At 72.2% G+C, this 25,645-nt stretch carries 18 protein-coding genes and 2 tRNA genes; 6 read left to right on the top strand and 14 right to left on the bottom strand.

Annotation, left to right across the window (positions count from 1 at the left end):
• Positions 1–57: 57 nt before the first annotated feature.
• The 4 genes from FXF68_RS00325 to FXF68_RS00310 form a co-directional block, all read right to left on the bottom strand.
• Positions 58–1,335 (bottom strand): family 2 encapsulin nanocompartment cargo protein terpene cyclase, encoded by a 1,278-nt coding sequence (locus FXF68_RS00325; RefSeq protein ID WP_222869737.1) that lies wholly within the window; start codon positions 1,333–1,335, stop codon positions 58–60.
• Between the two features lie 151 nt (positions 1,336–1,486).
• Entirely contained in the window at positions 1,487–2,668 is a 1,182-nt protein-coding gene (locus FXF68_RS00320) for an MFS transporter (protein WP_148756818.1), read from the bottom strand.
• 46 nt (positions 2,669–2,714) lie between these two features.
• Positions 2,715–3,557, bottom strand: coding sequence for an EamA family transporter (locus FXF68_RS44345; protein WP_222869736.1), 843 nt, complete (start codon positions 3,555–3,557; stop codon positions 2,715–2,717).
• Entirely contained in the window at positions 3,554–4,075 is a 522-nt protein-coding gene (locus FXF68_RS00310; protein WP_148756817.1) for a MarR family winged helix-turn-helix transcriptional regulator, read from the bottom strand. Before FXF68_RS00310 ends, FXF68_RS44345 begins: the two co-directional genes overlap by 4 nt.
• A 97-nt stretch (positions 4,076–4,172) precedes the next feature.
• On the opposite strand from FXF68_RS00310, the gene selA reads away from it, so the two are divergent.
• Positions 4,173–5,537, top strand: a complete 1,365-nt coding sequence (selA, locus tag FXF68_RS00305) for an L-seryl-tRNA(Sec) selenium transferase (RefSeq protein ID WP_148756816.1) — start codon at positions 4,173–4,175, stop codon at positions 5,535–5,537.
• Here selA and fdh read toward each other — a convergent pair.
• The 3 genes from fdh to FXF68_RS00285 form a co-directional block, all read right to left on the bottom strand.
• Positions 5,534–8,785 carry a formate dehydrogenase gene (gene fdh / locus FXF68_RS00300; RefSeq protein WP_222869735.1) on the bottom strand — a complete coding sequence of 1,084 codons (3,252 nt, stop codon included), beginning with the start codon at positions 8,783–8,785 and terminating at the stop codon, positions 5,534–5,536. The genes selA and fdh overlap by 4 nt on opposite strands.
• A 79-nt stretch (positions 8,786–8,864) precedes the next feature.
• A complete protein-coding gene (locus tag FXF68_RS00290; protein ID WP_148756813.1) occupies positions 8,865–9,602 on the bottom strand; it encodes a VOC family protein in 738 nt (245 codons plus the stop codon).
• A gap of 579 nt (positions 9,603–10,181) precedes the next feature.
• A tRNA-Gly gene (locus FXF68_RS00285) sits at positions 10,182–10,252 on the bottom strand.
• Between the two features lie 129 nt (positions 10,253–10,381).
• Here FXF68_RS00285 and FXF68_RS00280 point away from each other — a divergent pair.
• Positions 10,382–10,458 (top strand) — tRNA-Pro (locus tag FXF68_RS00280).
• Between the two features lie 41 nt (positions 10,459–10,499).
• Here the strand turns inward: FXF68_RS00280 and alaS are convergent.
• Both alaS and FXF68_RS00270 read right to left on the bottom strand, forming a co-directional pair.
• Positions 10,500–13,124 carry an alanine--tRNA ligase gene (gene alaS / locus FXF68_RS00275; RefSeq protein WP_148756812.1) on the bottom strand — a complete coding sequence of 875 codons (2,625 nt, stop codon included), beginning with the start codon at positions 13,122–13,124 and terminating at the stop codon, positions 10,500–10,502.
• A gap of 181 nt (positions 13,125–13,305) precedes the next feature.
• The gene (locus FXF68_RS00270) at positions 13,306–13,671 is read right to left on the bottom strand and encodes a winged helix-turn-helix transcriptional regulator (RefSeq protein WP_148756811.1); all 366 of its coding nucleotides are present in this window, start codon (positions 13,669–13,671) and stop codon (positions 13,306–13,308) included.
• Between the two features lie 132 nt (positions 13,672–13,803).
• Here FXF68_RS00270 and FXF68_RS00265 point away from each other — a divergent pair, with 132 nt between their 5' ends.
• Positions 13,804–14,382, top strand: coding sequence for a YceI family protein (locus FXF68_RS00265; RefSeq protein WP_148756810.1), 579 nt, complete (start codon positions 13,804–13,806; stop codon positions 14,380–14,382).
• Positions 14,383–14,526: 144 nt separating this feature from the next.
• On the opposite strand, the gene FXF68_RS44340 is transcribed toward FXF68_RS00265, so the two are convergent.
• Positions 14,527–16,365: a glycosyl hydrolase family 18 protein gene (locus FXF68_RS44340; protein ID WP_148756809.1), complete on the bottom strand. Its 1,839-nt coding sequence runs from the start codon at positions 16,363–16,365 to the stop codon at positions 14,527–14,529.
• 195 nt (positions 16,366–16,560) lie between these two features.
• Positions 16,561–17,064: a MarR family winged helix-turn-helix transcriptional regulator gene (locus tag FXF68_RS00255; protein WP_148756808.1), complete on the bottom strand. Its 504-nt coding sequence runs from the start codon at positions 17,062–17,064 to the stop codon at positions 16,561–16,563.
• 61 nt (positions 17,065–17,125) lie between these two features.
• On the opposite strand from FXF68_RS00255, the gene FXF68_RS00250 reads away from it, so the two are divergent.
• Positions 17,126–17,545: a cupin domain-containing protein gene (locus tag FXF68_RS00250; RefSeq protein ID WP_148756807.1), complete on the top strand. Its 420-nt coding sequence runs from the start codon at positions 17,126–17,128 to the stop codon at positions 17,543–17,545.
• A 139-nt stretch (positions 17,546–17,684) separates the two neighbouring features.
• Here FXF68_RS00250 and FXF68_RS00240 read toward each other — a convergent pair whose 3' ends face one another.
• Together FXF68_RS00240 and FXF68_RS00235 are read right to left on the bottom strand one after the other, a co-directional pair.
• Positions 17,685–18,329, bottom strand: coding sequence for a LuxR C-terminal-related transcriptional regulator (locus FXF68_RS00240; protein WP_148353715.1), 645 nt, complete (start codon positions 18,327–18,329; stop codon positions 17,685–17,687).
• Positions 18,281–19,588, bottom strand: a complete 1,308-nt coding sequence (locus tag FXF68_RS00235) for a sensor histidine kinase (protein WP_246178036.1) — start codon at positions 19,586–19,588, stop codon at positions 18,281–18,283. The genes FXF68_RS00240 and FXF68_RS00235 overlap by 49 nt, the downstream gene beginning before the upstream one ends.
• Before the next feature lie 251 nt (positions 19,589–19,839).
• Here FXF68_RS00235 and FXF68_RS00230 point away from each other — a divergent pair, with 251 nt between their 5' ends.
• Entirely contained in the window at positions 19,840–22,422 is a 2,583-nt protein-coding gene (locus FXF68_RS00230; RefSeq protein WP_246178034.1) for a Tex family protein, read from the top strand.
• A 60-nt stretch (positions 22,423–22,482) separates the two neighbouring features.
• Here the strand turns inward: FXF68_RS00230 and FXF68_RS00225 are convergent, their stop codons facing one another.
• Positions 22,483–23,586 carry a DMT family transporter gene (locus tag FXF68_RS00225; RefSeq protein ID WP_148756804.1) on the bottom strand — a complete coding sequence of 368 codons (1,104 nt, stop codon included), beginning with the start codon at positions 23,584–23,586 and terminating at the stop codon, positions 22,483–22,485.
• A gap of 309 nt (positions 23,587–23,895) precedes the next feature.
• Between FXF68_RS00225 and tig the strand changes: the two genes are divergently transcribed.
• The gene (tig, locus tag FXF68_RS00220; RefSeq protein WP_148756803.1) at positions 23,896–25,398 is read left to right on the top strand and encodes a trigger factor; all 1,503 of its coding nucleotides are present in this window, start codon (positions 23,896–23,898) and stop codon (positions 25,396–25,398) included.
• Positions 25,399–25,645: the final 247 nt, after the last annotated feature.

Genomic DNA, 25,645 nt, shown 5'->3' with positions numbered 1-25,645 from the left:
CGGGTCAGGTGACAGGCCGGGTCAGGTGGCGGGCCGGGTCGGAGGGCGGCCCGGGGGTCACCGGTAGCGGCGGCTGCCCTGGTGCCATTCGAAGCCGCCCGCCATCCAGCCCTGGACGCCGAGCAGGAACCGCTGGAGCTCGGGGGACGGGATCGCGGCGAGCTCCTTCTGCGCGGCCTCGAAGGCGCGGACGAAGTCGTTGTGCAGCGCGACGGCCGCCTCCGCCGCCTCGCGCAGCGGGCAGCCCTCCTCCTCGGCGATCAGCAGCACGACGTTGCAGTCGGGCAGGTCGTCGGCCGCCTCCTTCTCCGCCGAGTGGAGGTCGTTCACGATCACCGAAGCGGTGCCGGCCTGCATCACCGCGCGGTGCACGCGCGGCTCGAAGAACAGGTTCGCGTCGAGGTGGTAGCCGCCGACGATGTCGATCAGCGTCATCGAGGTGTAGAAGCTGTCGTGCTGCCGCGCGGCCAGGTAGCGCCACACCGGGGGCAGCTCGCCGAGGTGCCGCCAGGCGGCGTAGGCCGTCCAGCTCACGTACATCTGGGACGTGATGTTGCAGAGCCGCATGATCTGCGACGGCGTGGCGAGCCGCCGCGCGTGGTCGGTGGCCGAGCGCAGCGCCATGAGGACGGGGTCGGCGCGGATCGCCTCCTCGAGCTGCGCGGTGTACCGGCCCGCGGGGGGCGGCGGGTCCATCGCGGACGTGACGAGCGCGAGGCGGGGCGGCAGCTTGGTGGGGGAGGCGCCGAGGTCGGTCTCGTCGGCGTAGTAGTCGTCGCTGGCCCACCAGGCGGCGTTCATCTTGGCGCCGAGGAGCAGCGCGTCGACGTCGTCGGTCTCGGGGTGGGCGAGGACGGCGAGCCGTCCGAACCCGGTCTCGCGGAACTGGTCGATCTGGTCGGCGTAGATGCCGACCTCCTCAGCCCAGGCGACCAGCCGGTCGTTGACCACGCGGGCGAGGTCGTCGTCGATCCGGGCGGTCACCGGCAGGTACAGCGGAGGCAGGGAGCCGTCGCCCCATTCCCGCGCGGCGTAGCCGGGGGAGAAGTGGCCGCCCTTGCGGGTCGGGCTCGGCAGCGGACGGGTGGGCGGGATCGGCACATCGGCCGGAAGCCCGGCGGCCGGAACGTCAGGCGCGTCCGTAGGTAGGTCCGTAGGTCCGTCGGCGGGCTCGGTAGGTGGGGCCTCCGTCGTGACGCCCGCCGGCTCGGTGGCGGGCGGGTGTGTCGGCGGGCCCTTGGGCGGGCTCAGCAGGTTCGTGATGCGCGCCGCCGACGTGCCGAGCCCGGACGGGCCGGACAGGAGCCGGGCCCCCCGCTCCGCGATGTCGTCCATAATCGGTCCCCTCGCTGGTCATTGCGGTGGACGGCCGCTCCCCGCGGAGAGCCGTCCGGACTCCCGGGGACCAGTTACTCACAGCTTCAGCACGACTACAACTGGACATCGCCTTGCTTGAGGGTGACAGCATGTAACCACCCGTCAGGGGTCATTTCCGGCGTCCGGGCACGCGCCGGGACAGCGTCAGCGGCACCGCGAGGGCGATCACCGCGGCGGTGAGCGCGAACGCGGGCGGATAGCCGGTCTGCGCCGCGATCACCCCGAAGGCGGCGCCGCCCGCGCCCATGCCGCCGTCGTAGCCGATGTTCCAGACGGCGCTGACCGTCCCGTAGCCGGACGGCGGCACCCGCTCGTACATCACCGCGAGGCTCACGTTCTGCGCGACGCCGAAGCCCGCGCCGAACAGCGCCATGGAGGCGAGGACGGCCACCGGGTTCGGCACCAGGACGAGCAGCGCGACCCCGGCCGCCGCGGCGACGAGGGCGGGCGTGAGGAGGCGTCCGGCGCCGTGGCGGTCGCCCACCCGTCCGGCCCACCAGCGGGTGAAGGTGGTCGCGGCGGGCTGGACGAGCAGCGCCGCCGCCGCGACGCGCCCGTCCGGGACGGCCTCGGGCAGGAACGTGACGAGGATGCCCGCCGCCATCGCGGTCGCGGCGAACGCGGCGGCCGGACGCAGCAGCGCCGCCGTCCGCAGCCCGGCGACGATGCCGAACGCCTGCTCGGTCGCCGCCGGCCGGAGGCTCGGGAGGCCGGGCAGCGTCGCGAGGGCGGCGAGCGTCACGGCCGAGCCCGCGAGGAACACCGGCGTGTAGCCGACGTGCCCGGCGAGCCAGACGCCGAGCGGCAGCGCGAGGACGGTCGGCAGCCCGGCGGTGAGCCCGAACAGGCCGAGCGCCTCGCCCCGCCGCTCCGCCGGGACGATCGCCGCCACCAGGGCGTTCGTCACCACCACCGAGACCCCGAAGCCGAGGCCGCGGACCAGGCTCACCACGGTGATCGTCGCCATGTCGGACGCGAAGACGAGCGCGATCGGCGGCAGCCCGAGCAGCACGAGGCCCGTCGCGAACACCGGCCGGTACCCGAACCGCGCGAGCAGCCGGGGGAGGGCCAGCTCGGCGAGCACCGTGGACAGCATCAGCGCGCCCGTGGCGAGCCCCGCGCCGACGCCGCCCGCCCCGGACGCCGACGCGTACATCGGGACGACCGACAGCAGCAGGAAGACGCCCGTCAGGCTCGCGAAGGTCGCGGCGAAGACGAGCGCCAGCCGCCTGCCGACCAGCCGCGGCCGCCTGCCGCCGACGTCCTGCTTGCCGCGAAGTGCCTCGCTCATGTCCATCACGGTAGAAGCACCCGGACCGCCCCCGTTTGTTTGGCCCTCAGGAGGACGCGAGCGTCAGGAGGACGACGGCGGCGCCCGCTCCGGCCAGCCCGGCCGCCTGCGGCCACGACAGCCGCTCGCGCAGCGCCGTGACGCCGAGGAGGACGGGCACGACCGGGTACAGCGACGACAGCACGACCGCGACGACCACCAGTTGCTCCCGCGTGGCGAGCAGGTAGCAGACGAGCGCCGCCGCCGCGAGGCCGCCGTTCAGCGCCGGCCAGAGGCTCGCCCGTCCGGGCGGCGGCCGCCGCCCGGACGGCCACATCATCGGCGCGACCGCGAGGACGGCGGCGACCCGTCCGGCGGCGACCGGCCAGAGCCCCGAGCCGTCGCCCGCCTGCGCGAGGGCGAGGTACTGGACCCCTATGCCGACGCTGGCGATGAGCCCGTTGACGAGGGCCGCGCGCACCGGGCCGCGCTCGTCCGACCGCGACTGGGACACGAGCCACAGCGCGGGCAGCACGACCGCGATCCCGGCCCACGACACCGCCCCCGGACGGTCGCCGAGGAACACCACGCCCGCGACGACCGGCAGCGCGACCCCGCCGACCGCGCTGACCGGGACGACCACGCTCAGGTTCCCCCGGCTGATGCCCCGGTAGAGGAACACCATCGCGAGGCCCGTCCCGACGCCGGACGCCGCGCCCCACCCGAGGTCGGCGGCGGCGACGCCTTCCGCGGGGACGAGCAGCGCGGCCACGACCGCGAACACGAGCCCTCCGGCCTGGCCGAGGAACGCGACGGCGGCGAAGCCGGAGCGCCGCGACAGCAGGCCGCCCCAGACGTCCGCGACGCCGTAGAGGAGCGCGGAGGCGAGGGCGAGGAGCGGGCCGGTCACGCGCCTCCCGCGTCCCGCTCGGCCTGGCCGACCGGGCAGACCGCGCCCTCGGTGCAGCAGCGCCGGTCGCAGAGCCGGCACAGGACGTCCGAGTCGCCGATCGTCTCGTAGAGGCGGGCCAGGAGCTTGCCGAGGATGACGGTGAGCGCCTCGCGCTCGCCGCCGTCCAGGACGGCCAGCGCCTCGGCCAGCGGCGCGCCCCGCGCGGTGAGCACGCGGCGGGCCGCGTCCTCGCCCTTTGCGGTCAGCCGCACCTCCACGGCGCGCCCGCCGCCGGGCCGCCGCCGCGCGAGCCCGGCGTCCTGGAGGCCGTCCACCATGCGGGCGGCGGCGGACTGGGTCAGCCCGACCCGCCTGCCCAGTTCGGTGACGCCCAGCCCCGGCGCCTCGGACAGGACGATCAGCGCCGCGGCGCCGCTCGCGCTCACCCGTCCCGCGGCCGTCGTCCCGGCGAGGACGAGGTCGGTCACCGCCAGCGACGCGGCGCCCAGCAGGTTCGCCAACCGTTCATCATGCATGACTCATGCATGATACACCGGGATCTTCGGCGTGCGCCGGTCCCGGTGCGGCGCGGCGCGCGTGCGATGCTGGCGGAAACACCGCGGAGGTCGCCCGATGGATCGTGAAGCCGTGCCCGGCGCGCCCCCGGCCGCAGGTGAGGCCGCGGGCGAGGACGCGGGCCAGGAGGCGGGCGGGGACGCGCGGCGGCGGATCGCCCGCACCGACGCCCTCCTCGCCGAACCGCGGCTCGCGCTGGCGGCCGGACGGCTCGGCCGCGGGATCGTGAAGGCCGCGATCGGCGCGGCGCAGCGGCGCGCCCGGAGCGGCGAGATCCCGCCGGACGCGGTGGCCGACGCCGCCGTCGCGGCGCTGCCGCCGACCGCGTCCGGGCTGCGTCCGGTGATCAACGCGACCGGCGTCCTGCTGCACACGAACCTCGGGCGGGCGCCGCTGTCGGACGCGGCCCGCGACGCCGCGGCCATGGCGTCCGGCCCGACCGACGTCGAGCTCGACCTGGAGACGGGCCGTCGCGCGCGGCGCGGACGGTCCGTCCTGGACGCGCTCCTGGAGCGGGTGCCGAAGGCGGAGGCCGCGCACGTCGTCAACAACGGCGCGGCGGTGCTCGTGCTGGCCGCGACCGCGCTCGCGCGCGACCGGGAGATCGTGATCAGCCGCGGCGAGATGGTGGAGATCGGGGACGGCTTCCGCATCCCCGAGCTGCTCGCCGCGACCGGCGCCCGGCTGCGCGAGGTCGGCACCACCAACCGCACGACCCCCGCCGACTACGCCGAGGCGATCGGCGACGAGACGGGCTTCATCCTCAAGGTGCACCCGTCGAACTTCCGCGTCACCGGCTTCACGCGCGGCGCCGACGTCTCGGAGCTGGCCGGTCTCGGCGTTCCCGTCGTCGCCGACATCGGCTCCGGCCTCCTCGCCCCCGAGCCGCTGCTGCCGGACGAGCCGGACGCCGCGTCCATGCTCAAGGCCGGCGCCGGCCTCGTCACCGCGAGCGGCGACAAGCTGCTCGGCGGCCCGCAGTGCGGCATCGCCCTCGGCAGAGAGGACCTCGTCCGGCGGCTCGCCCGCCATCCGATCGCGCGGGCGCTGCGGGTCGGCAAGACGACGCTCGCCGCGCTGGAGGCGACCCTGCGCGGCCCCGCCACCCCGACCGCGCTGGCCCTGCACGCCGACCCGGAGGCGCTGCGCGGGCGCGCCGAACGCCTCGCCGCCCGGCTCCGCGACGCCGGGGTGGACGCGCGGCCCGTCGCGAGCGAGGCGGCGGTCGGGGGCGGCGGCGCGCCCGGCGTCGTCCTGCCGAGCGCGGCGGTGTCGCTGCCCGAGCCGTACGCGGCCCGGCTGCGGCTCGGCGCGCCCGCCGTGATGGGACGCGTCGACGGCGGCCGCTGCCTGCTCGACCTGCGCGCGGTCCCGCCCGGCGACGACGACGAGATCGTCCGGGCCGTCCGGCTCGTGCGTTAGATCTCGGTGCCGGTCTCGGCGGTGATCCCGGCGCGCTCCCGGTACTCGCGGACGAGCGCCGCCGCGTCCCGCCCGCGCGGGCGCCGCCCCGGCCGGATGTCGACCGCCAGCGCCTTCGCCTCCTGGATGTGGGTGTTCGGGTCCAGCGCGAGGTGCAGCAGCTCGTTCGCCGCGTCGCCCCTGCTGTAGCCGTTCGGACCCCAGTGGTAGGGGAGGCCGACCTGGTGGAGCGTCCGCCCCTCCACGGTGAGCGGGGCCATCCGGTCGGTGACCAGGACGCGCGCCTCGACCACATTGCGCGGGCTGACGATCGTCGCCCAGCCGCCGTGCTCCAGGTCCCGCTCGGCCGCCAGCTCCGGCGACACCTCGCAGAAGAACTCCGGCTGCAGCTCCGCCAGGTACGGCTGCCAGCGCGACATCCCGCCCGCCGTGTGGTGCTCGGTGAGCCGGTACGTCGTCGCGACGAACGGGAACACCTCCGCCCCGGGCGCGCCGTTACTCGGCGCGAACCGGTCGTCCGGATGCGGCGGGAGCAGATGCCGGACGGGGTTGCGCTGCTGCCCGTACAGCGCGTTCGTGAACGGCGACTCCTGCGGCTCGTAGTGCGCGGGGAGCGGGCCGTCCGTCAGCCCGGCCGGGACGTACAGCCACGCCTTGCCGTCCGCCTGCATGATGAACGGGTCGTCCCCGGCGAGCGCGTCCGGGCCGGTCGCGTCGTCCGGCGGCCGGTAGTCGGGCGGACGGTCGGCGACGAAGTCGGGCACGTCGTGGCCCGTCCACTTGCCCTTGTCGGCGTCCCACCAGATGAGCGCCTTGCGGTCGCTCCACGGGTTGCCGTCAGGGTCGGCGGACGCCCGGTTGTACAGGATGCGCCGGTTCATGGGCCACGCCCAGCCCCACTCCGGCGCGACCCAGCTCTGCTCGGAGCCGGGCTTGCGGCGGGCGGGCTGGTTCACGCCGTCCGCGTAGCAGCCGCAGTAGATCCAGCAGCCGCACGACGTGGACCCGTCGTCCTTGAGCTGCGTGTAGGACGACAGCGGATTCCCGTCCGCGTCCCGTCCGTTGATCTCGGCGAGGACGGCCTCGGCGTCGGGCTCGTCCAGCCTGCCGTGGGTCGGGTAGTCCCAGGTGAGGTCGAGCAGCGGACGGTCCATCGCCGCTTCCGACCCGGCGAGCTTCTCCCGGATGATGCGGCCCAGGTGGTACATGAACCACAGCTCGCTGCGCGCCTCCCCGGCGGGCTCCACGGCCTGGTGGTGCCATTGCAGCATCCGCTGCGTGTTGGTGAAGCTGCCGTCCTTCTCGGTGTGCGCGGCGGCGGGCATGAAGAACACCTCGGTGCCGATGTCCTCGGTGCGCATCTCGCCCGTCTCGATCTCCGGGCCGTCCTTCCACCACGTCGCGGACTCGATCAGCGAGAAGTCGCGGACGACCAGCCAGTCCAGGTTCGCCATCCCGAGCCGCTGGAGCTTCGCGTTCGCCGACCCGACCGCCGGGTTCTCGCCCATCAGGAAATAGCCCTTGCACGTGCCGTTGATCTGGGCCATCACCGTCTCGTACGTGCTGTGCGACCCGGTCAGCCTGGGGAGGTAGTCGAAGCAGTAGTCGTTGTCCTCGGTCGCGGCGTCGCCCCAGTACGCCTTGAGCAGGCTGACGATGTAGGAGCGCATGTTGCCCCAGAAGCCCTTCTCCGCCGACTCCGCCTGGACGAACGCGTCCAGGTTCTCGTTGGTGTGGGCGTGCGGCATCGGGATGTAACCGGGGAGCAGGTTGAACAGCGTCGGGATGTCGGTCGAGCCCTGGATGGACGCGTGCCCGCGCAGTGCCAGGATTCCGCCGCCCGGCCGTCCGATGTTGCCCAGCAGCGACTGGAGGATCGAGGCCGTCCGGATGTACTGGACGCCGACCGTGTGCTGCGTCCAGCCGACCGCGTACGCGAACGCCGTGGTCCGGTCGGGCCCGGAGTTCTCCGCGATCAGCTCGCAGACCTCGCGGAACCGGTCCTGCGAGACGCCGCAGATCCGCTCGACCATCTCCGGCGTGTACCGCGCGAAGTGCCGCTTGAGCACCTGGAACACGCACCGGGGATGTTCCAGCGTCAGGTCGCGCTCGGGCGTGCCCTCGCCGATCGCGGCGCCGCCCGAGCCGTGCGCCTCGCCGCGTCCCGCCTCCGACACGGCCTCGGCGCGCTCGTCCCACTGCATGTCGCGCTCACCGGCCGCCGACTGGACGTTCATCCCGGCGTACTGCCAGGTCGTGTGGTCGTACACGCGCTTCTCCGGGTCGAAGCCGGAGAACACACCGTCCAGGTCCTCGGTGCCGCGGAAGTCCTCCGAGAGGATCACCGGCGCGTTCGTGTACGCGACCACGTAGTCGCGGAAGTACTTCTCGTTCTGCAGGACGTAGTTGACGATCCCGCCGAGGAACGCGATGTCGCTACCGGCACGCAGCGGTACGTGCGCGTCGGCCACGGCGCTCGTCCGCGTGAACCGCGGGTCGACATGGACGAGCTTCGCGCCGCGCGCCTTCGCCTCCATCACCCACTGGAACCCAACCGGATGGCATTCCGCCATGTTCGAGCCCTGGACGACGATGCAGTCCGCGTTCTGCAGATCCTGCTGGAAGGTGGTCGCGCCGCCGCGTCCGAACGAGGTTCCCAGACCGGGAACGGTGGAGGAGTGTCAAATGCGGGCCTGATTCTCGATCTGCACCGCGCCGAGCGCGGTGAACAGCTTCTTGATCAGGTAGTTCTCCTCGTTGTCCAGGGTCGCGCCACCGAGGCTCGCGAGGCCCAGCGTGCGCCGCACCGGGACGCCGTCCTCCTCCTGCTGCCACCCCTGCCGCCGCGCCGCGATCACCCGGTCGGCGATCATGTCCATCGCGGTGTCGAGGTCGAGCGGTTCCCACTCGGTTCCGTGCGGGCGCCGGTACAGCACCCGGTACTCGCGGGCGGACCCGGTGGTCAGCTGGAGGCTGGCCGAGCCCTTCGGGCACAGCCGCCCCCGGCTGACCGGTGAGTCCGGGTCGCCCTCGATCTGGGTGACCCTGCCGTCCTGGACGTACACGTCCTGCCCGCAACCGACGGCGCAGTACGGGCAGACGGACTTCACGACCTTGTCGGCCGTGCTCACCCGCGCCTTGATCCGCTCGGAGCCCGCGCTCTTCGCCGCGGCACCCCGCCCGAGCGGGTCGTCCCCGGTGAACTGGCGGTAGACGGGCCACGACCCGATCCAAGTACGAACGCCCACGTCACACCACCCCTCACCGCGGCGCGCCGTCCCACCTACCCGACGTCCCCCGAGCGAAACACCGCCGTGGCCCTCCGCCTCACCCTCTGCCGAGGACGCAGAACTCGTTGCCCTCCGGGTCGGCGAGGACCGTCCACGGCACATCACCTTGGCCGACGTCGAGATCGGTCGCGCCGAGACTCTTCAGCCGAGCCACCTCAGCCTCCTTGTCCTCGACGGGGGACGGCAGCACATCGAGGTGGATGCGGTTCCACCACGCCCTCTCGCCGGACTTGCGGAGGAACTCCAGATACGGCCCGACGCCCTCGCTCGAACGCAGCACCGCGTGGTCGTCGGTCAACTCGTGCAGCGTCCAATCCAGCGCTTCGTCCCAGAACCGGGCCATGGCCCGCGGATCCGCGCAGTCGACGACCACCACGGCGATCGGCCCGGTGTCCCGGTAGATCTCCCGGGGCTCCAGCACGCAGAACACGTTGCCCTCCGGATCGGCCATGACCGTCCACGGGACGTCTCCCTGCCCCACATCGGCACGCGTCGCCCCCAGCGCCTCCAACCGCGCGACCAACTCCGCCTGATGGGCCTCAGACGTACTAGCCAGATCGAGATGCACCCGATCCTTCACCGTCTCCGGATCCGGCACGGTCACGAAGTCGACGCACACCGCCGTCGGATCAGGCCAGTCGAACCCCACAGGCTCGACGTTGGTAACACCCGGCCCCTCACTGGAGACGCCCCACCCGAGGACGTCCGCCCAGAACCGTCCGAGCGCCGCGTCGTCCCGAGCCTTGAAATTCACCTGAACAAGCTGCAACCCCATACGCCCCGATCGTAGGCCCGCCCAACCGACCACCCGTCCCGGACCCGGGGCCTCACCATGTTCCTGCTGGACATGAACACATCTAGGGTGACCGTCCGACCCGTCCGGCTGGTGACCGGCACCGCCCATTTCCACGAGGTCTTCCTCGACGACGTGTTCGCCCCTCGCGATGCCGTCCTGGCCGCGCCCCCGGTCTCCCCCGAGCCCTTTACCGCAAATTCTCGAACGGCTCCCTGGAACGGGTGCCCTTCCTGTGGCCCGCCGAGCGACCCGGCTAAGAGGGCCCCAGCCTCGGAGCAATTCGTAGCGAAATTCGCCTTCGCCACGGGCCTCGGAGAAGAGCCCACCTAACCCGCCCGGCTGCCCCACCGCCGTCCCTAGCGCCCACCCTCCGTCTTAGCAACCGGCGCGGCGTCGCCCGAGGTGGGGAATGTTCCGTAGCGGAATTGGACGTTGGCGGGGCTGAATGCCATCCAGCGGTGGTCGAAGTCCGGGACCTGCGCGGCTTCGGCGGTCATCGCGGTGGCGGCCAGGGAAGGCGCCCAGGGGCACCTGAGCCGACCTGGGCTTTTCGATGGGAGCGGGCGACGGGAATCGAACCCGCGTAGCCAGTTTGGAAGACTGGGGCTCTACCATTGAGCTACGCCCGCGTGCGAATGAGGTGTCAGGCCTCGGCCGCCATCCCGTAGCGTACAGGGTTCGCGGGGGTGGGCGTGCCCTCGGGAGGCCGAGCGGGCCGTGGCGGATCGGGTCTAGACTTCTCGCGTCGTCGTGACGTGCGGGCTGTAGCGCAGTTTGGTAGCGCACCGGCTTTGGGTGCCGGGGGTCGTGGGTTCAAATCCCGCCAGCCCGACCAGCGGAACGGGCCGCCCGGAAGAATCGGGCGGCCCGTTCTGGCTAGGGGAGTGTCGCCAGGATCGTGCGGGCCTCCGTCGCCGCCGTGTTGAGCGCTTGGGGGAGGCGGTCGGGGTGGCGGCCGCCCGCGTTCGCCAGGGGGCCCTTGCCGCCCGCGCCGCCGCCTACCTCGCGTGCCGCGGTGGAGAGGACGTCACGGGCCTGGATGGTGGTGTTCGTCGCGGCGACCAGCGCGGCTTTTCCTTCGGTCGTCGTGCCCAGGATGACGATGCCGCGCGGGCCGCGGCGGGTGAGGACGCCGGTCGCGACGGTGCGTAGGTCGGTGCTGGTGAGGGACGGGATTGACCGTGCCAGGAGCCAGCCGCCCGGGACTGGGGCGGCCTGGGAGGCGAGCCGTTCCGCGTGTGCGTCCAGGGAGGCGCGGTGCAGAGTTTCCAGGTGGCGTTGGGTCTCGGCCAGTGTTTCCAGGCGTTGGCGCAGTTTTTCCGGCGCCTGGTCTGGGCGGACGTTCAGCAACTCCGCCAGTTCGGTGAGGAGCGCCTGCTGGTGGTCGTAGTGGCGTAGCGCGTCTGCGCCGGTGAGGGCTTCGATGCGGCGTAGGCCGGTGCCTATGGACGACTCGCCGACGATGTGGACCGGCCCCGCCTGGGAACCGTGGCCGACGTGCGTCCCGCCGCAGAGTTCGCGGGACGCGTCGCCGATGTCCACGATGCGGACGGAGTCGCCGTACTTCTCGCCGAACAGCGCGTACGCCCCCGCCGCCTCCGCCTCGGCGCGCGACGCCTCCCACACGCGGACGTCCGGATCGTCCAGGAGGTACTCGTTGACGAGCGTCTGCACGGGTTCGGTGTCGAAGGACGAGAAGTGCGCGAAGTCGAAGCGGAGGCGCCCCGGCTCGACGCGGGAGCCGCGCTGTGCCGCGTGGTCGCCGAGGTGGCGGCGCAGCATCGCGTGCAGGACGTGGGTCGCGCTGTGCGAGCGCGCGGTCGCCGCCCGGCGGTCCGCGTCGACGACCGCCTCCGCCGCCGTGCCGGGGCGCACCTCGCCGTCCAGGACGCGGACGGTGTGCACGTGCAGGCCGTCCAGGCCGAGCCGGGTGTCGAGGACTCGGAGCGTCGCGGACGAGGTGCGCACGACGCCCGTGTCCCCGACCTGGCCGCCGGACTCCGCGTAGAACGGCGTGCGCGTCAGGATCAGCTCGACCTCGTCGCCCTCGGCCGCGCTCTGGAGAGGACCGTGGGAGTCCAGCAGCGCGAGGACGTTTGTTTCCGCTTTTGTCGCGGAGTGGCCGACGAAGTCGGTGAGGCCGTGCTGAGCCGTGCTCCGCCGGTAGGCGTCCGCGCGCGCGACCGCGTCGCCCTTGCGGCCCCGGCCCGCTCGCTGCGCCTGACGGCGCTGATCTTCGAGCAATTCCGCGAATTCGGTCTCGTCGACGGTGAGGCCCGCCGAGCGCGCCGCGTCGACGGTCAGGTCGATCGGGAAGCCGTAGGTGTCGTGCAGCTCGAACGCGGTCCGCCCGGAGATCGTGCTGCTCGCGCGGGCGATCGCCGCGTCGAGGAGTTGGGAGCCCTGGCGGAGGGTCCGCTCGAAGCCCTCCTCCTCCGCTGACACGACCTGCCGGATCAGGTCCTCCTGCCGGGCCAGCTCGGGCCAGGTTTTGCCGAGGTTTCCGACGACGCTGGCCGTCAGCTCCGGCAGCACCGGCTCGTCGATGCCGAGCCTGCGCGCGTGCCGGACGGCGCGGCGCATCAGGCGGCGCAGCACGTAGCCGCGGCCGTCCCGCGCGGGCAGGACGCCGTCCGCGATGAGGAACGCGACCGACCGCGAATGCTCCGCGACGATCCGGAACGACGTCGACTCGTCGCTTCCGTCGCGTCCCGGATATTCGCGGCCCGCCATTTCCTGGACGAGCCGGAACGTCGGCGCGAGCAGATCCGTCTCGCACACCGTGTCCACGTCCTGGAGGACGGTGGCGAGCCGGTCGAGTCCGAGCCCGGTGTCGATGTTCTTCGCGGGCAGTTCGCCCAGGATCGGATATCCGCCCTTGCCCGTCCCCTCACCGCGAAGGTTCTGCATGAAGACGAGGTTCCACAGTTCCTGGTAGCGCTCGCCGTCCACGGCGGGCCCGCCTTCGCGACCGAAGGAAGGGCCCCGGTCGTAATGCAGTTCCGAGGACGGCCCGCACGGCCCGGGGACGCCCATCGACCAGTAGTTGTCCTCCATTCCGAGGCGCTGGATCCGGGACGCCGGGACGCCGACGCGCCGCCATATCCGCGCCGCCTCGTCGTCGTCCAGGTAAACGGTCACCCAGAGGCGTTCCGGGTCGAGGTTGTAATGGCGTGTGAAGAGCTCCCACGCCCAGGAGATCGCCTCGGCCTTGAAGTAGTCGCCGAAGGAGAAGTTGCCGAGCATCTCGAAGAACGTCGCGTGCCGCGTGGTGCGGCCCACGTTCTCGATGTCGGACGTCCGCGCGCATTTCTGGACGGACACCGCCCGCGAATGCTCCGGCGCCGTCTCCCCGAGGAAGTACGGCTTGAACTGGTTCATGCCCGCGTTGGCCAGCAGCAGCGTCGGGTCGGACGGGATCAGCGGGCTGGACGGCACGACCCGGTGGTCGCGGTCTTGGAAGAAGTCGAGGAATGCCGAGCGAATGTCAGCAGAGCGCATGGGACGGCCTCACGAGGTCGATGGGATGACGGCGCACACCGCCGAGCCGGGCCGGGCACGACTGCTCGTTCCCCAGCTCGGCGCGGCTAGCTCGCCGTCCCACCTCGTGAAGGTCCATATCGCCTTCCACGCTACGCGACGCGGACCGCGACGGCACGTCCATTTCGCCGCCCGCCCGCGTTCACCCCTCCGGGTCGGCGTTGCGCGCGTCGTAGGCGGCGCGGGCGGCGTCGATCTCCGCCAGGTGGCTCTCCGCCCAGCAGACGAGGGTGTTGGCCGCGTCCATCAGCGTCGCGCCCATCTCGGTCAGCGAATACTCCACGCGCGGCGGCATCACCGGATAGACCTTGCGCGTGACGATGCCGTCGCGCTCCAATCCGCGCAGCGTGACGGTGAGCATCCGCTGGCTTATCCCGTCGATTTCGCGCTTCAGTTCGGTGAACCGCTTGGTGCGCTCGCCGAGCAGCGCGATGACCTGCAGCGACCATTTGTCGCCGACCCGGTCGAGGGTCTCGCGGGCGCGGCAGCGTTCCGCCGTGTACTCCATTGGTTCTCTCCAGGTGACCAGGGCAGGAAAAAGTGCCTTCTTGTGCCGGGGCCGGGCGCGTCCGCACCATGGAGGCGCGCTCCACGGTTCCTGATCGGAACCGCCTTACCTTTCATAACCTTAGGAGACACGATGACCGCCGAGCTTGTCGAGGTCCCCGGCTACGTCGCCGGCACGTGGACGATCGACCCCGCCCACTCCGGCGTCGGCTTCACGATCCGGCACATGATGGTCAGCAAGGTGCGCGGCCGGTTCGGGACGTTCGAGGGGACGATCACCACCGGCGCCGACCCGCTCGACTCGTCCGTCGCCGCGACCATCGACCTGACCTCGATCGACACCGGCAACGCCCAGCGCGACGAGCACGTCAGGTCCGCCGACTTCCTGGACATGGAGAAGTTTCCGATCATGACCTACCGCTCGACCGGGCTCCGTCCCGGCGGCGACGGCTTCGTCCTCGACGGCGAGCTGACCCTGCGCGGGCTGACCAGGGAGGTCCCGCTCGACCTGGTGCCCGAGGGGTTCGGCCCCGACCCGTTCCGGCAGGACGACCCGTTCAAGGGCGCCCGCGCGGGGTTCACGGCGACCGGCGAGATCAGCAGGCTCGAGTTCGGCGTGGGCGAGGGGACGACGATCCCGGGCGGCGGGCTGGCGCTGAGCGACAAGGTCCAGATCGTCCTGGAGATCCAGGCCGTCCTCCAGACGGACTGAGCGCACGGCCGCACCGCGGGGAAAAGGGCGGGCCCCTGACCGGCGTCCGGTTGGTCAGGGGCCCGATGTCTCGGCTGTACTGAAGGGGCTGGGAGGACCCCCTCTGCGAACAGCTCAGCCGAGACCGTTCTTGACGGGCGCGGCTTAGCCGAGACCGTTCTTGATGGCGGAGATGAGCTCACCGTTCGTCGTGTCGCCGCTGAGCTCCCAGAAGAACGCGCCGCCGAGGCCCTCGGCGCCCGCGTACTTCATCTTCCCGCCGATGGTGGACGGCGTGTCGTAGCTCCACCACTGGTCGCCGCACTTGGCGTAGGCGGTTCCGGCGATGGTGGCGGTGGCCGGGCACCTGGACTTGATGACCTTGTAGTCCTCGATGCCGGCCTCGTAGGTGCCGGGCGCGGGACCGGTCGCGGTGCCGCCGGGCTCGGCCTGCGTGACGCCCGTCCAGCCGCGGCCGTAGAAGCCGAGGCCGAGCAGGAGCTTGCTGCCGGGGACGCCCTTGGCCTTCAGCTTGGCGATCGTGTCGCTCGTGTTGAAGCCCTCGTGCGGGATGCCCGGGTAGGACGTGAGCGGGGAGTGCGGGGCCGTCGGTCCCTTCGCGTCCCAGCCGCCGAAGTAGTCGTAGGTCATGGGGTTGTACCAGTCGACGTACTGCGCGGCGCCTCCGTAGTCGGTGACGTCCATCTTTCCGCCGTTGCTGGCGTCGGCGGTGATGGCGGCCGTGACCAGGTTGCCGGAGCCGAACTTGGCGCGCACCGCGGCCAGGAGCTTCTTGAACGCGTCCGGCCCGCTCGTGTCGCAGGAGAGGCCGCAGGCGTTCGGGTACTCCCAGTCGATGTCGATGCCGTCGAACACGTCCGCCCAGCGCTTGTCCTCGACGAGGTTGTAGCAGGAGTCGGCGAACGCGGCCGGGTTCTGCGCCGCCTGGCCGAAGCCGCCGGACCACGTCCAGCCGCCGAACGACCAGAGGATCTTCAGGTTCGGGTGCTTCGCCTTCAGCTTGCGCAACTGGTTGAAGTTGCCGCGGAGCGGCTGGTCCCAGTTGTCGGCGACGCCGTCGACGCTCTGGTCGGCGCCGTAGGCCTTGTCGTAGTCGGCGTAGGCGTCGCCGATGGTGCAGCGGCCGCCCTGGACGTTGCCGAAGGCGTAGTTGATGTGGGTCAGCTTGCTCGCCGAACCGCTCGTCTCAATGTTCTTGACGTGGTAGTTGCGCTGGTAGACGCCCCAGTTGGTGTAGTAGCCGATCACCTTGTCGCCGGCGTTGCCGTTGCCGCCGCCCTCGTCGGTGGTGGCCGACACGGAGGCGGACGCGGCGGAGGTGTTCCCGGCGGCGTCCGTGGCCTTGACGCTGAACGTGTAGGCGGTCTTGGCGGAGAGGCCGGTGACCGTGGCGCTGGTGCCGGTGGTCGAGGCGGCCTTGGTGCTGCCGTTGTAGACGTCGTAGCCGGACACGGCGACGTTGTCGGTGGAGGCGGTCCACGAGAGCGAAACGCTGGTGGCGGTCTTGCCGGTGACGCGGAGACCGGAGGGAGCGGTGGGAGCCTCGGTGTCGTCGCCCGGCCCGCCGGGGTCGCCGGAGCCGTCGCACGCCACGCCGTTGATCTTGCACCCGGTGAACCAGCCGGAGCCGGTGCCGTTGAAGCCGAAGGTGGCCTTGGACCCGGCGGCGACCGCGCCGTTCCACCCGAGGCTGGTGAAGGTGTAGTGGTTCCCGGAGACGGTCTTGGTCGCGTCCCACACAGAGGTCACGGAAGTGCCGGAAGGAAGGTCGCCCTCGACCTTCCACCCGCTCAGGGCGGCGCTCGTCCCGTTCGTGACCGTGCACGAGCCGCCGAAGCCCGAGCCCCAGTCAGAGGTCTTCGTACAGGTGGCGGTGACCGTCCCCGCCGACGACGCCGGCGGCGCCGAGAGCAGGGCGGTGCCGACCGCCAGAGTAGCTGCGCCGACGAGCGCGATCGCTCGCCGTCCGCCCGGTCTTGACATGATTCTCCGTTCGGTCCGGCCCCCGAAACAAACAGGAATCTCCCAGCAACTCTTAGGAAACTTTCCTAAGAATTGGGTGGATGGTAACCGGGTGGAACGGTGCGTTCAAGGGCTTGCGCGCGCCGTGATCGCCCCGCGCGGGGTGGTCTAAGCGGCTGCCTGGGCACATATGGGTCGGAACCTCGCAAAGAAATCTCAACCGGCACCGAACCAGCCCGGGACGTCGAGCCGCCACGGATCGGCGGGCGTGACCTGCCGAAGATCGTGCTCCAGCGCCCGGACGCGGTCCGCGCCGAGCCGCCGGACCCAGTCGTCCCGGATCCGCTCGAAGATCAGCGCGGCGCGGTCGAGCGAGTCGGTCCCGCGCGCGGTCAGCCGCACGATCTTACGCCGCGCGTCGACCGGGTCGGCGCCGCGCTCGACGTACCCGGCGCGCTCCAGCGACTCGATCATCTTGCCCGCCGCCTGCTTGGAGACGCCGAGCCTGCGGCCGAGCTCGACCGCCGTCGTGCCCTGCGGGCCGATGGCCTGGAAGACGAAGCCGTGCATGGGACGCAGGTCGGGGTGCCCCTGGCGGGCCAGCTCGGCGTTCAGCTCGTCGACGATCCCGCGGAAGGCCAGGAAGAGGCGCAGCGGCAGCTCGTAGCCGGGCGCGTCGGCGGGCTCGCCAGGGCCGCCGGGGTCACCATCGCTTGACATAAAAGACAACCTCGTTGACTATATGGACAACTGCATTGTCTAACTTAGGGGATCGAGGACCATGACGCTCATCCGCGCCGCCGAGAGCCGCCGCACCGAGACGCCCAACGGCACGATGACGACGTTCGCCACGCCCACCCAGGGCGGCACCGAGGGCATCGCCGTCTGGCGCGTCGACTTCGCGCCCGGCCGGACGGGGCCGCTGCACGCCTTCGACACCGAGCAGGTCTGGACGTTCCTCACCGGAACCGTGTCCATCGACCTGGACGGACGGACGCTGGAGGCGGGCCCCGGCGACACGCTCGTCCTGCCCGCCGACGTGCCGCGCCAGATGACCACCCCGCCGGACGCCGGGTTCACCGCGGTGGTCGCTGCCCACGCCGGATGCCTCGTCTACGACCCGGAGAAGCTCGTGGACGACACGCGCTGCGCCATCGCCCCGCAGGGCGCCGAGCGGCTCGTCCCGCCCTGGGCGCGCTGACACGGGGCGCGCTGACACGGGGCGCGCTGACACGGGGCGCGCTGACACGGGGCGCGCTGACACGGGGCGCGCTGACACGGGGCGCGCTGACACGGGGCGCGCTGACACGGGGCGCGCTGACACGGCCGGGCCCGGCGGCTCAGGCGCCCAGATAGGCGAGGACGGCGAGGACACGGCGGTTGTCGTCCTCGGACTGCGGCAGCCCGAGCTTGCCGAAGATGTTGTTCGTGTGCTTGCTGATCGCCTTCTCGGTGACGAACAGCTTCGCCGCGATCGCCGCGTTGGACCGTCCCTCCGCCATCAGGCCGAGGACCTCGCGCTCGCGGGGGGTGAGCTGCTGCAGCGGCTCCTCGCGGGCGTGCCGGGTGAGGAGCTGGGAGACGACGTCCGGGTCGAGGGCGGTGCCGCCGCCCGCGACCCGGCGCACCGCCTCGACGAAGACCTTGACGTCGGACACGCGGTCCTTCAGCAGGTAGCCGATGCCGCCGCCGCTGTCGGACAGCAGCTCGCGCGCGTAGAGCTGCTCCACGTGCTGCGACAGCACCAGCACCGGCAGCCCGGGGATCTCCTTGCGGGCCGCGAGCGCGGCCCGCAGGCCCTCGTCGGTGAACGTCGGCGGGAGGCGGACGTCCACGACCGCCACGTCCGGGCGGTGCGTGGTGAGCGCCCGCAGCAGGGAGGGGCCGTTGTCCACCGCCTCGACCACGTCGAAGTCGAAGGCGCCGAGGAGGCGGATCAGCCCGTCCCTGAGGAGGGCGAGATCTTCGGCGATGACAACGCGCACGGCAGCTCCATGGTCACGACGGTCGGCCCGCCGCGCGGGCTCGTCACGGCCATCGTGCCATCGAAGGCGGCCAGCCTGCGCTCGATCCCGCGCATGCCGGACCCGCGCGCGGGGTCGGCGCCGCCCGTCCCGTCGTCCCCGACGATCATGAGGAGCCGGTCGCCGGTGTGCTCGATCTGGACCCAGGCCCGCGCGGCGCCGGAGTGCTTGACGACGTTCGCGAGCATCTCCGCGACCGCGAAGTAGGCCGCCGACTCGACCGGGGCGTCGGCGCGTCCGGGCAGGTCGACCCGGACGTCGACGGGCAGCGGCAGGCCGAGCGCGAGCGCCCGGACGGCCCCGTCGAGGCCCCGCTCGGCCAGCACCGGCGGGTGGATGCCGCGGACGAGGTCGCGCAGCTCGGTCAGCGCCGTCCCGCTCGCCGCGCGCGCCTCGGCGAGGAGCTGCTGCGCGGTCTCCGGGTCGTGCTTCATCATCTCCTCGGCGAGCCCGATGTTCATGCTCAGCGCGACGAGCCGGGCCTGCGCGCCGTCGTGCAGGTCGCGCTCGATGCGGCGCAGCTCGGCGGCGGACGCGTCCACCGTCTCCGACCGGGTCTCGGTCAGCCGCTGCACGCGCTCGGTCAGCGCGGAGCGCGTGGGGGAGAGCAGCGACTGGCAGAACAGCGCGTGCGCCTTCAGGAACATCGGCCCGACCGGGACCGACACCGCGATCAGCGCGGCGCCCAGCACGACGGACCCGACGATGCCGACCGCGCCCCAGTCCTCCAGCGGCCAGAACGGGCCCCAGCCGTAGGCGGTGACGATCGACAGCCACGGCGCGACGAACACGCCTTCCAGGCCGTACAGGACGAGCCCGCCGCCGAAGATCCCGAGGACGAGCGCGACCGGCACGTTCAGGATCGTCCACAGCAGGTCGCGCCAGGTGGCCGGGTCGGTGAGCAGCCGGCCCAGCCGTCCGAACGGGCCGAGGCCCCCGGCGGGCTCCGCCCGGTACGGGACGGCGATCCGCACCCCGTGCCACTCGTCCGCCCACACCCGCTGCTGGTTGGCGATCGACCTGATCGCGCCGAACACGGCCGGGGCCAGCAGCACGCCCACGCCCAGCGGGATGAACGCGATCGACAGCACGGCGAGGATGAACAGCGGCAGGTTCACGGTGAACGCCAGGACGATCTGGATCACGCCCCGGACGAGGCCGACGAAGGCACGCCGCGCGTACCCTCCGAGTCGCTCGGCGAGGCGCTCGCTGTCGCTCACGTGTTCCTCCATGGAGTGCGTTCCCTGGCGATCCGACCCCATCATTGTGTTCGGTGGCCGTCCAGGGATCGGTGGTGCTAAGCCCCCATTCACCGGCACCCTCCGGGGGAGTTACCCCTACCCCGCCCCGGTCCGTGATCGCGCGGTCACGGGCAGGCGGGAAGGCGACCGACACGGCGGTCGACAAGACAACGGGCCCGGATCCCTGGACAATGCAACGGCGACATCCAGGGGAGAAAGCGAACCAAGCTGTGACAGCGACCATCAGCCAGACGTCCACCGGACACGAGGGCCCGCGGCCCGTCACCCAGCGGATCGCCGAGGAGATCGGCGTCCGCGAGGGCCAGGTGCGGGTCGCGGTGGACCTGCTCGACGGCGGGGCGACCGTCCCGTTCATCGCCCGCTACCGCAAGGAGGCGACGGGCGCGCTCGACGACGCGCAGCTCCGCGCGCTGGAGGAGCGGCTGCGCTACCTGCGCGAGCTGGACGAGCGGCGCGGCGCGATCCTGGAGTCGATCGAGTCGCAGGGCAAGCTCACCGACGAGCTCAAGGCCCAGATCATGGCGGCCGACTCCAAGGCCCGGCTGGAGGACATCTACCTCCCGTACAAGCCGAAGCGCCGCACCAAGGCGCAGATCGCCCGCGAGGCCGGGCTCGAACCGCTCGCCGACCTGCTGCTGGACGACCCGTCCAACGACCCGGAGGCCGCCGCCGCGGGCTACGTGGACGCCGACAAGGGCGTCGCCGACGCGGCCGCCGCGCTGGAGGGCGCCCGCGCCGTCCTCGTCGAGCGCTTCGCCGAGGACGCCGACCTCATCGGCGCGCTGCGCGAGCGCATGTGGAACCGGGGCCGGATGGTCTCCCGCGTCCGCGAGGGCAAGGAGGAGGCGGGCGCGAAGTTCGCCGACTACTTCGAGTTCGCCGAGCCGTTCGCGAAGCTGCCGTCGCACCGCGTCCTCGCGCTGTTCCGCGGCGAGAAGGAGGAGGTGCTCGACCTCGACCTGGAGCCGGAGGACGAGCCGGACGACGCCCCGGCCGCCCGCAGCTCCTACGAGGCCGAGATCGCGCGCCGGTTCGAGATCACCGACCAGGGGCGGCCGGCCGACAGGTGGCTGAACGACGCCGTCCGCTGGGCGTGGCGCACCCGGATCCTCGTCCACCTCGGCATCGACCTGCGCGCCCGGCTGCGCCAGGAGGCCGAGGACGAGGCCGTCCGCGTGTTCGCCGCCAACCTGCGCGACCTGCTGCTCGCCGCGCCCGCCGGGACCCGCTCCACCATGGGCCTCGACCCGGGCCTGCGCACCGGCGTGAAGGTCGCCGTCGTGGACGCCACCGGCAAGGTCGTCGCCACCGACACCATCTACCCGCACGAGCCGCGCAAGAAGTGGGACGAGTCGATCGAGACGCTCGCCCGCCTGTCCCGCGAGCACAACGTCGACCTGGTCTCCATCGGCAACGGCACCGCGTCCAGGGAGACCGACAAGCTCGCCGCCGACCTGATCGCCCGGCACCCCGACCTCAAGCTCACCAAGATCATGGTGTCGGAGGCGGGCGCGTCGGTGTACTCGGCGTCGGAGTACGCGGGCCGCGAGCTGCCCGGCATGGACGTGTCGCTGCGCGGTGCCGTCTCCATCGCCCGCCGCCTCCAGGACCCGCTCGCCGAGCTCGTCAAGATCGACCCGAAGTCGATCGGGGTCGGGCAGTACCAGCACGACATCTCCGAGGTGAAGCTGTCGCGCTCGCTCGACGCCGTCGTCGAGGACTGCGTGAACGCCGTCGGGGTGGACGTCAACACCGCGTCCGCGCCGCTGCTCACCCGCGTGTCCGGGATCGGGGAGGGGCTCGCGGAGAACATCGTCGCGCACCGCGACGCGAACGGGCCGTTCCGCAGCCGGGGCGGGCTGAAGGACGTCCCGCGGCTCGGCCCGAAGGCGTTCGAGCAGTGCGCCGGGTTCCTGCGCATCCCCGGCGGGGACGACCCGCTCGACGCGTCCAGCGTGCACCCGGAGGCGTACCCGGTCGTCCGGCGGATCCTGGACGCGGCCGGCGCCGACATCAAGGCGCTCATCGGCAACTCCGCCGCGCTGCGCTCGCTCAGGCCGTCCGACTTCGTGGACGACACGTTCGGGCTGCCGACCGTCACCGACATCCTCGCCGAGCTGGAGAAGCCGGGGCGCGACCCGCGTCCGGCGTTCAAGACGGCCACGTTCAAGGAGGGCGTCGACAAGCTCGGCGACCTGGAGCCCGGCATGATCCTGGAGGGGGTCGTCACCAACGTCGCCGCGTTCGGCGCGTTCGTGGACGTCGGCGTCCACCAGGACGGGCTCGTCCACATCTCCGCGATGTCCGACAAGTTCGTGTCCGATCCCCGTGAGGTCGTGAAACCGGGCGACATCGTCCGGGTGAAGGTGCTGGACGTCGACCTGCAGCGCAAGCGCATCTCGCTCACGCTCCGCCTGGACGACGAGCCCGGCCGCGACCGCCAGGACAACCGCCGGGGCGGCGGGCGCCAGGGTGGCCAGCAGGGGCAGCAGGGTGGTCAGCAGGGTGGCGGCGCGCGTCAGAACCGCGGCGGCCAGAACCAGCGCGGCGGCCAGGGCGGCGGACGCGGCGGCCAAGGCGGCGGCGCACGCGGTGGCCAGGGCGGTGCGCGCGGTGGCCAAGGTGGCCAGGGCGGGCGCGGCGGGCAGGGCGGCGGGCAGGGCGGCGGGCAGCGGCGCGGGCGCGACGGCCAGGGGAGCGGCGGCTCCTCCGGCGGCGGCGCCATGGCCGACGCGCTGCGCCGGGCGGGCCTCGACAAGGGCCTCCCCGGCGACGGCCGCAAGGGTCGCTGACCCGACCGGTTCGCGAAGCGGCTGACGGACACCCGGCCGACGTTCCGACCGGGGTGTTCGTCAGCCGCCGAAGCCGCGCCAGCGGCCGTCCGACCCGGTCTCGGTCGGGGTCCGCGGCTGGACGGGACGCCGCGGCGGCTCCGCCCGGTCGTACGGCCCCTGCCCGAGCGGTTGGCGCGGCTGCGGCAGCCGAGGCCGCCCGTCGTTGCGGGCCGGCGTGCGGGGCGACGGCGCCGTGGCGAGATCGCCGCCGAACGGGTCCCTTTCGGGCAGCGTGTCACCGGACGCCTCGCGCGGCTCGTCAGCGATCGGACGGTGCCGGGGGAACTGCGCGACCGCGACCGCGCCCAGCACGAGCGCGCCCAGCCGCATCGCGGAGTGCGCCACGTCCTGGGGCCACGGCTCGGCGTACATGAACGTCCCCATCGTCAGCAGGTACGTCTTCGCGGCCACCGTCATCACGGTCGCCACGACCGACACCCGGCAGCGCTGGAACGCCATGACCATGATCCCGAACCCGATCGCCGCCGCGACCACCGTCAGGTAGGGCCACGGCGTCGCCGCGATCCGGACGCTCGTGGCGTGCGGGTCGTCGCTCCACCCCTTGATCACCAGCTCCGCGGTGCCGACCGGGAAGCCCGAGCCCAGCCCGTAGGCGATGCCCGTCACCGGGCGCGCGTGCCGGCCGTCCGGCCGGTGGTCGCCGAGGACGAGGATCAGCACCGGCACCAGCACCGCCGGGGCGACCACGACCGCGATCTTCCACAGCGGCGCGTCCGCCGAGCGGATCGGGTCGTCCCCGCTCAGCGAGGCGGTGAGCAGCAGGATCGCCCCGCCGATCAGCACCACGCTCAGCCACTCGCGCGCCGTCAGCCGCTCGCCGAAGAACACGAGCGCGATCAGCAGCAGCGGGACCGCGCCGGACATGAAGATCGGGACGGCGGACGACAGCGGCAGCCCGCCGAGCGCGAGGATCTGCAGGCCGAGCCCGCCGAGCACGAACGCCAGCGCGATCAGGAAGATCCAGTTGGTGAGGATCGTCCAGGCCATGTGCGGGATCCGGTTGCCCCGGAGCGGGGGCATCCGGTCCGCCGCGAGCTTGAAGACGGCGAACCCGAGGTAGTAGAGACCGGTCGCACTGAAGGCCGCGGCTATCCCGTTCATCCCGGACGAGTATGGGCCTTCCCATGCGTGATGTCACTGCCCGTACGGGATCGCTGACGCGGATTCGCCGGTTTCGCGGGCGTCCGATGTCCGCACACCGCGCCGCTACCCCATAGACTTGGCCGCGCGAAGGCGCGGAGCCGTATTCGGCGTGCCCGCGCCGCTGAGAGACTGACCGGCCGTTGGACGACACGGGCGGGCCGACCGACGAGGGCCGTCCGCGTGCAGGCCGAGGGCCTCGCAGGCAGCATGAACAGCACGTGTCGACGCCGCGGCCGAAGCAGCGCCCGATCAAGGAGACCGACCCCAGTGAAGACCGATGTCGAGGAGCTGACCCCCACGCGGGTCAAGCTCACCGTCGAGGTTCCGTTCGACGAGCTCAAGCCGAACCTCGACAAGGCGTACAAGGAGATCTCTCAGCAGGTGCGGATCAAGGGCTTCCGGCCCGGCAAGGTCCCCGCCCCGCTGATCGACAAGTACGTCGGCCGGGGGGCGGTCCTGCAGGAGGCCGTCAACGACGCGCTTCCCGACCTGTACGGCCGCGCTGTCGAGGAGACCGAGATCTTCGTGCTCGGGCAGCCCGACGTCGAGGTGACCGCGCTGGAGGACGGCACCCAGTTCGCCTTCACCGCCGAGGTCGACATCCGTCCGAAGTTCGAGGTCCCCGACTACGACGACCTTGAGGTCGTCGTCGACGACGCCGAGGTGACCGACGAGCAGGTCCAGGAGACCATCGACAACCTGCGGGAGCGGTTCGCGTCGCTGACCACCGCCGAGCGCGCCGCCGAGGAGGGCGACTTCGCCACCATCGACCTCGTCGCGCGCATCGACGGAGAGGAGGTCGAGGACGCCTCCACCTCCGGCTTCTCCTACGAGGTCGGCAGCGGCTCCGCCGTCGAGGGCCTGGACGAGGCGCTGACCGGCCTCGCCGCGGGCGAGGACAAGACCTTCACCGGCACCCTGGTCGGCGGCGAGCGCGCCGGCGAGGAGGCGGAGATCACCGTCACCGTGCAGAGCGTCAAGATCAAGAACCTGCCCGACCTGGACGACGAGTTCGCCCAGCTCGCGAGCGAGTTCGACACGATCGAGGAGCTGCGCGAGGACGTCCGCACGCGGCTCGGCCGGCAGGTGAAGCTGCAGCAGCTCTCCGAGGCGCGCGACAAGGCCCTCGAGGCGCTGCTCGAGAAGATCGACGTCCCGCTGCCCGAGAAGGTCGTGGACGAGGAGATCAGCCGCCGCAACCAGCAGCTCGAACAGCAGCTCCAGATGTCGGGCATGACCAAGGAGGAGTACCTCAAGGACGAGGAGAAGTCCGAGGAGGAGTTCGACAACGACGTCGCCGAGGCGGCCCGGCTCGCGGTGAAGGGCGGCTTCGTCCTCGACCAGCTCGCCGTCCAGGAGGAGCTGGGCGTCGAGAACGAGGAGCTGTCCGAGTACGTCTTCACGCAGGCCATGCAGATGGGCGTGCAGCCGCAGCAGCTCGCCGAGTACCTCACGCAGAACAACCAGATCCCGGCGATCGTGTCGGAGGTGCTGCGCAGCAAGGCGCTGAACCTCGTCGTCGAGCACGTCACCGTGAAGGACGAGTCGGGCAACGTCATCGACGTCGAGGCCGTCCAGCGCGAGCTGAACGGCGAGACGGAGCAGGCCGAGTCGGCTGAGCAGGCTGAGGGCGCCGAGGCCGAGGACGCCCCGGAGACGGCGGAGGAGACGGCGGAGGAGACGGCGGAGGCCGCCCCCGAGGCCAAGGCCGACGCCGACGCCGCCGCCGACGAGAAGGACGAGAAGGACGCCGAGACCAAGGAGTCCTGAGCCGCCCCCCGCGGTCTTCCGCGGCATCGGGCGCCGGCTGGACGCCCCGCACCCCCCGCCAGGGTGCGGGGCGTCCTCCGTATGCGGGTCCCGTCCGGGTGGGACGCGCCCTCTCCGGGTATGCCGCGTTCGCGAGGGTCTCGCGTATTCCGTGACACGCCCGGTGGCGCCCGGGTACGCCCCTGGCGAAAAGGCGGCCTCACGGGCTTAAGCGGGCCCGTGCGCGCGTTAATGTCCAATCATCCGA

It is taken from the genome of Actinomadura decatromicini (assembly GCF_008121305.1).
Classification (GTDB): Bacteria; Actinomycetota; Actinomycetes; order Streptosporangiales; family Streptosporangiaceae; genus Spirillospora; species Spirillospora syzygii.
This window is presented reverse-complemented; position numbering and strand designations above follow the sequence as displayed.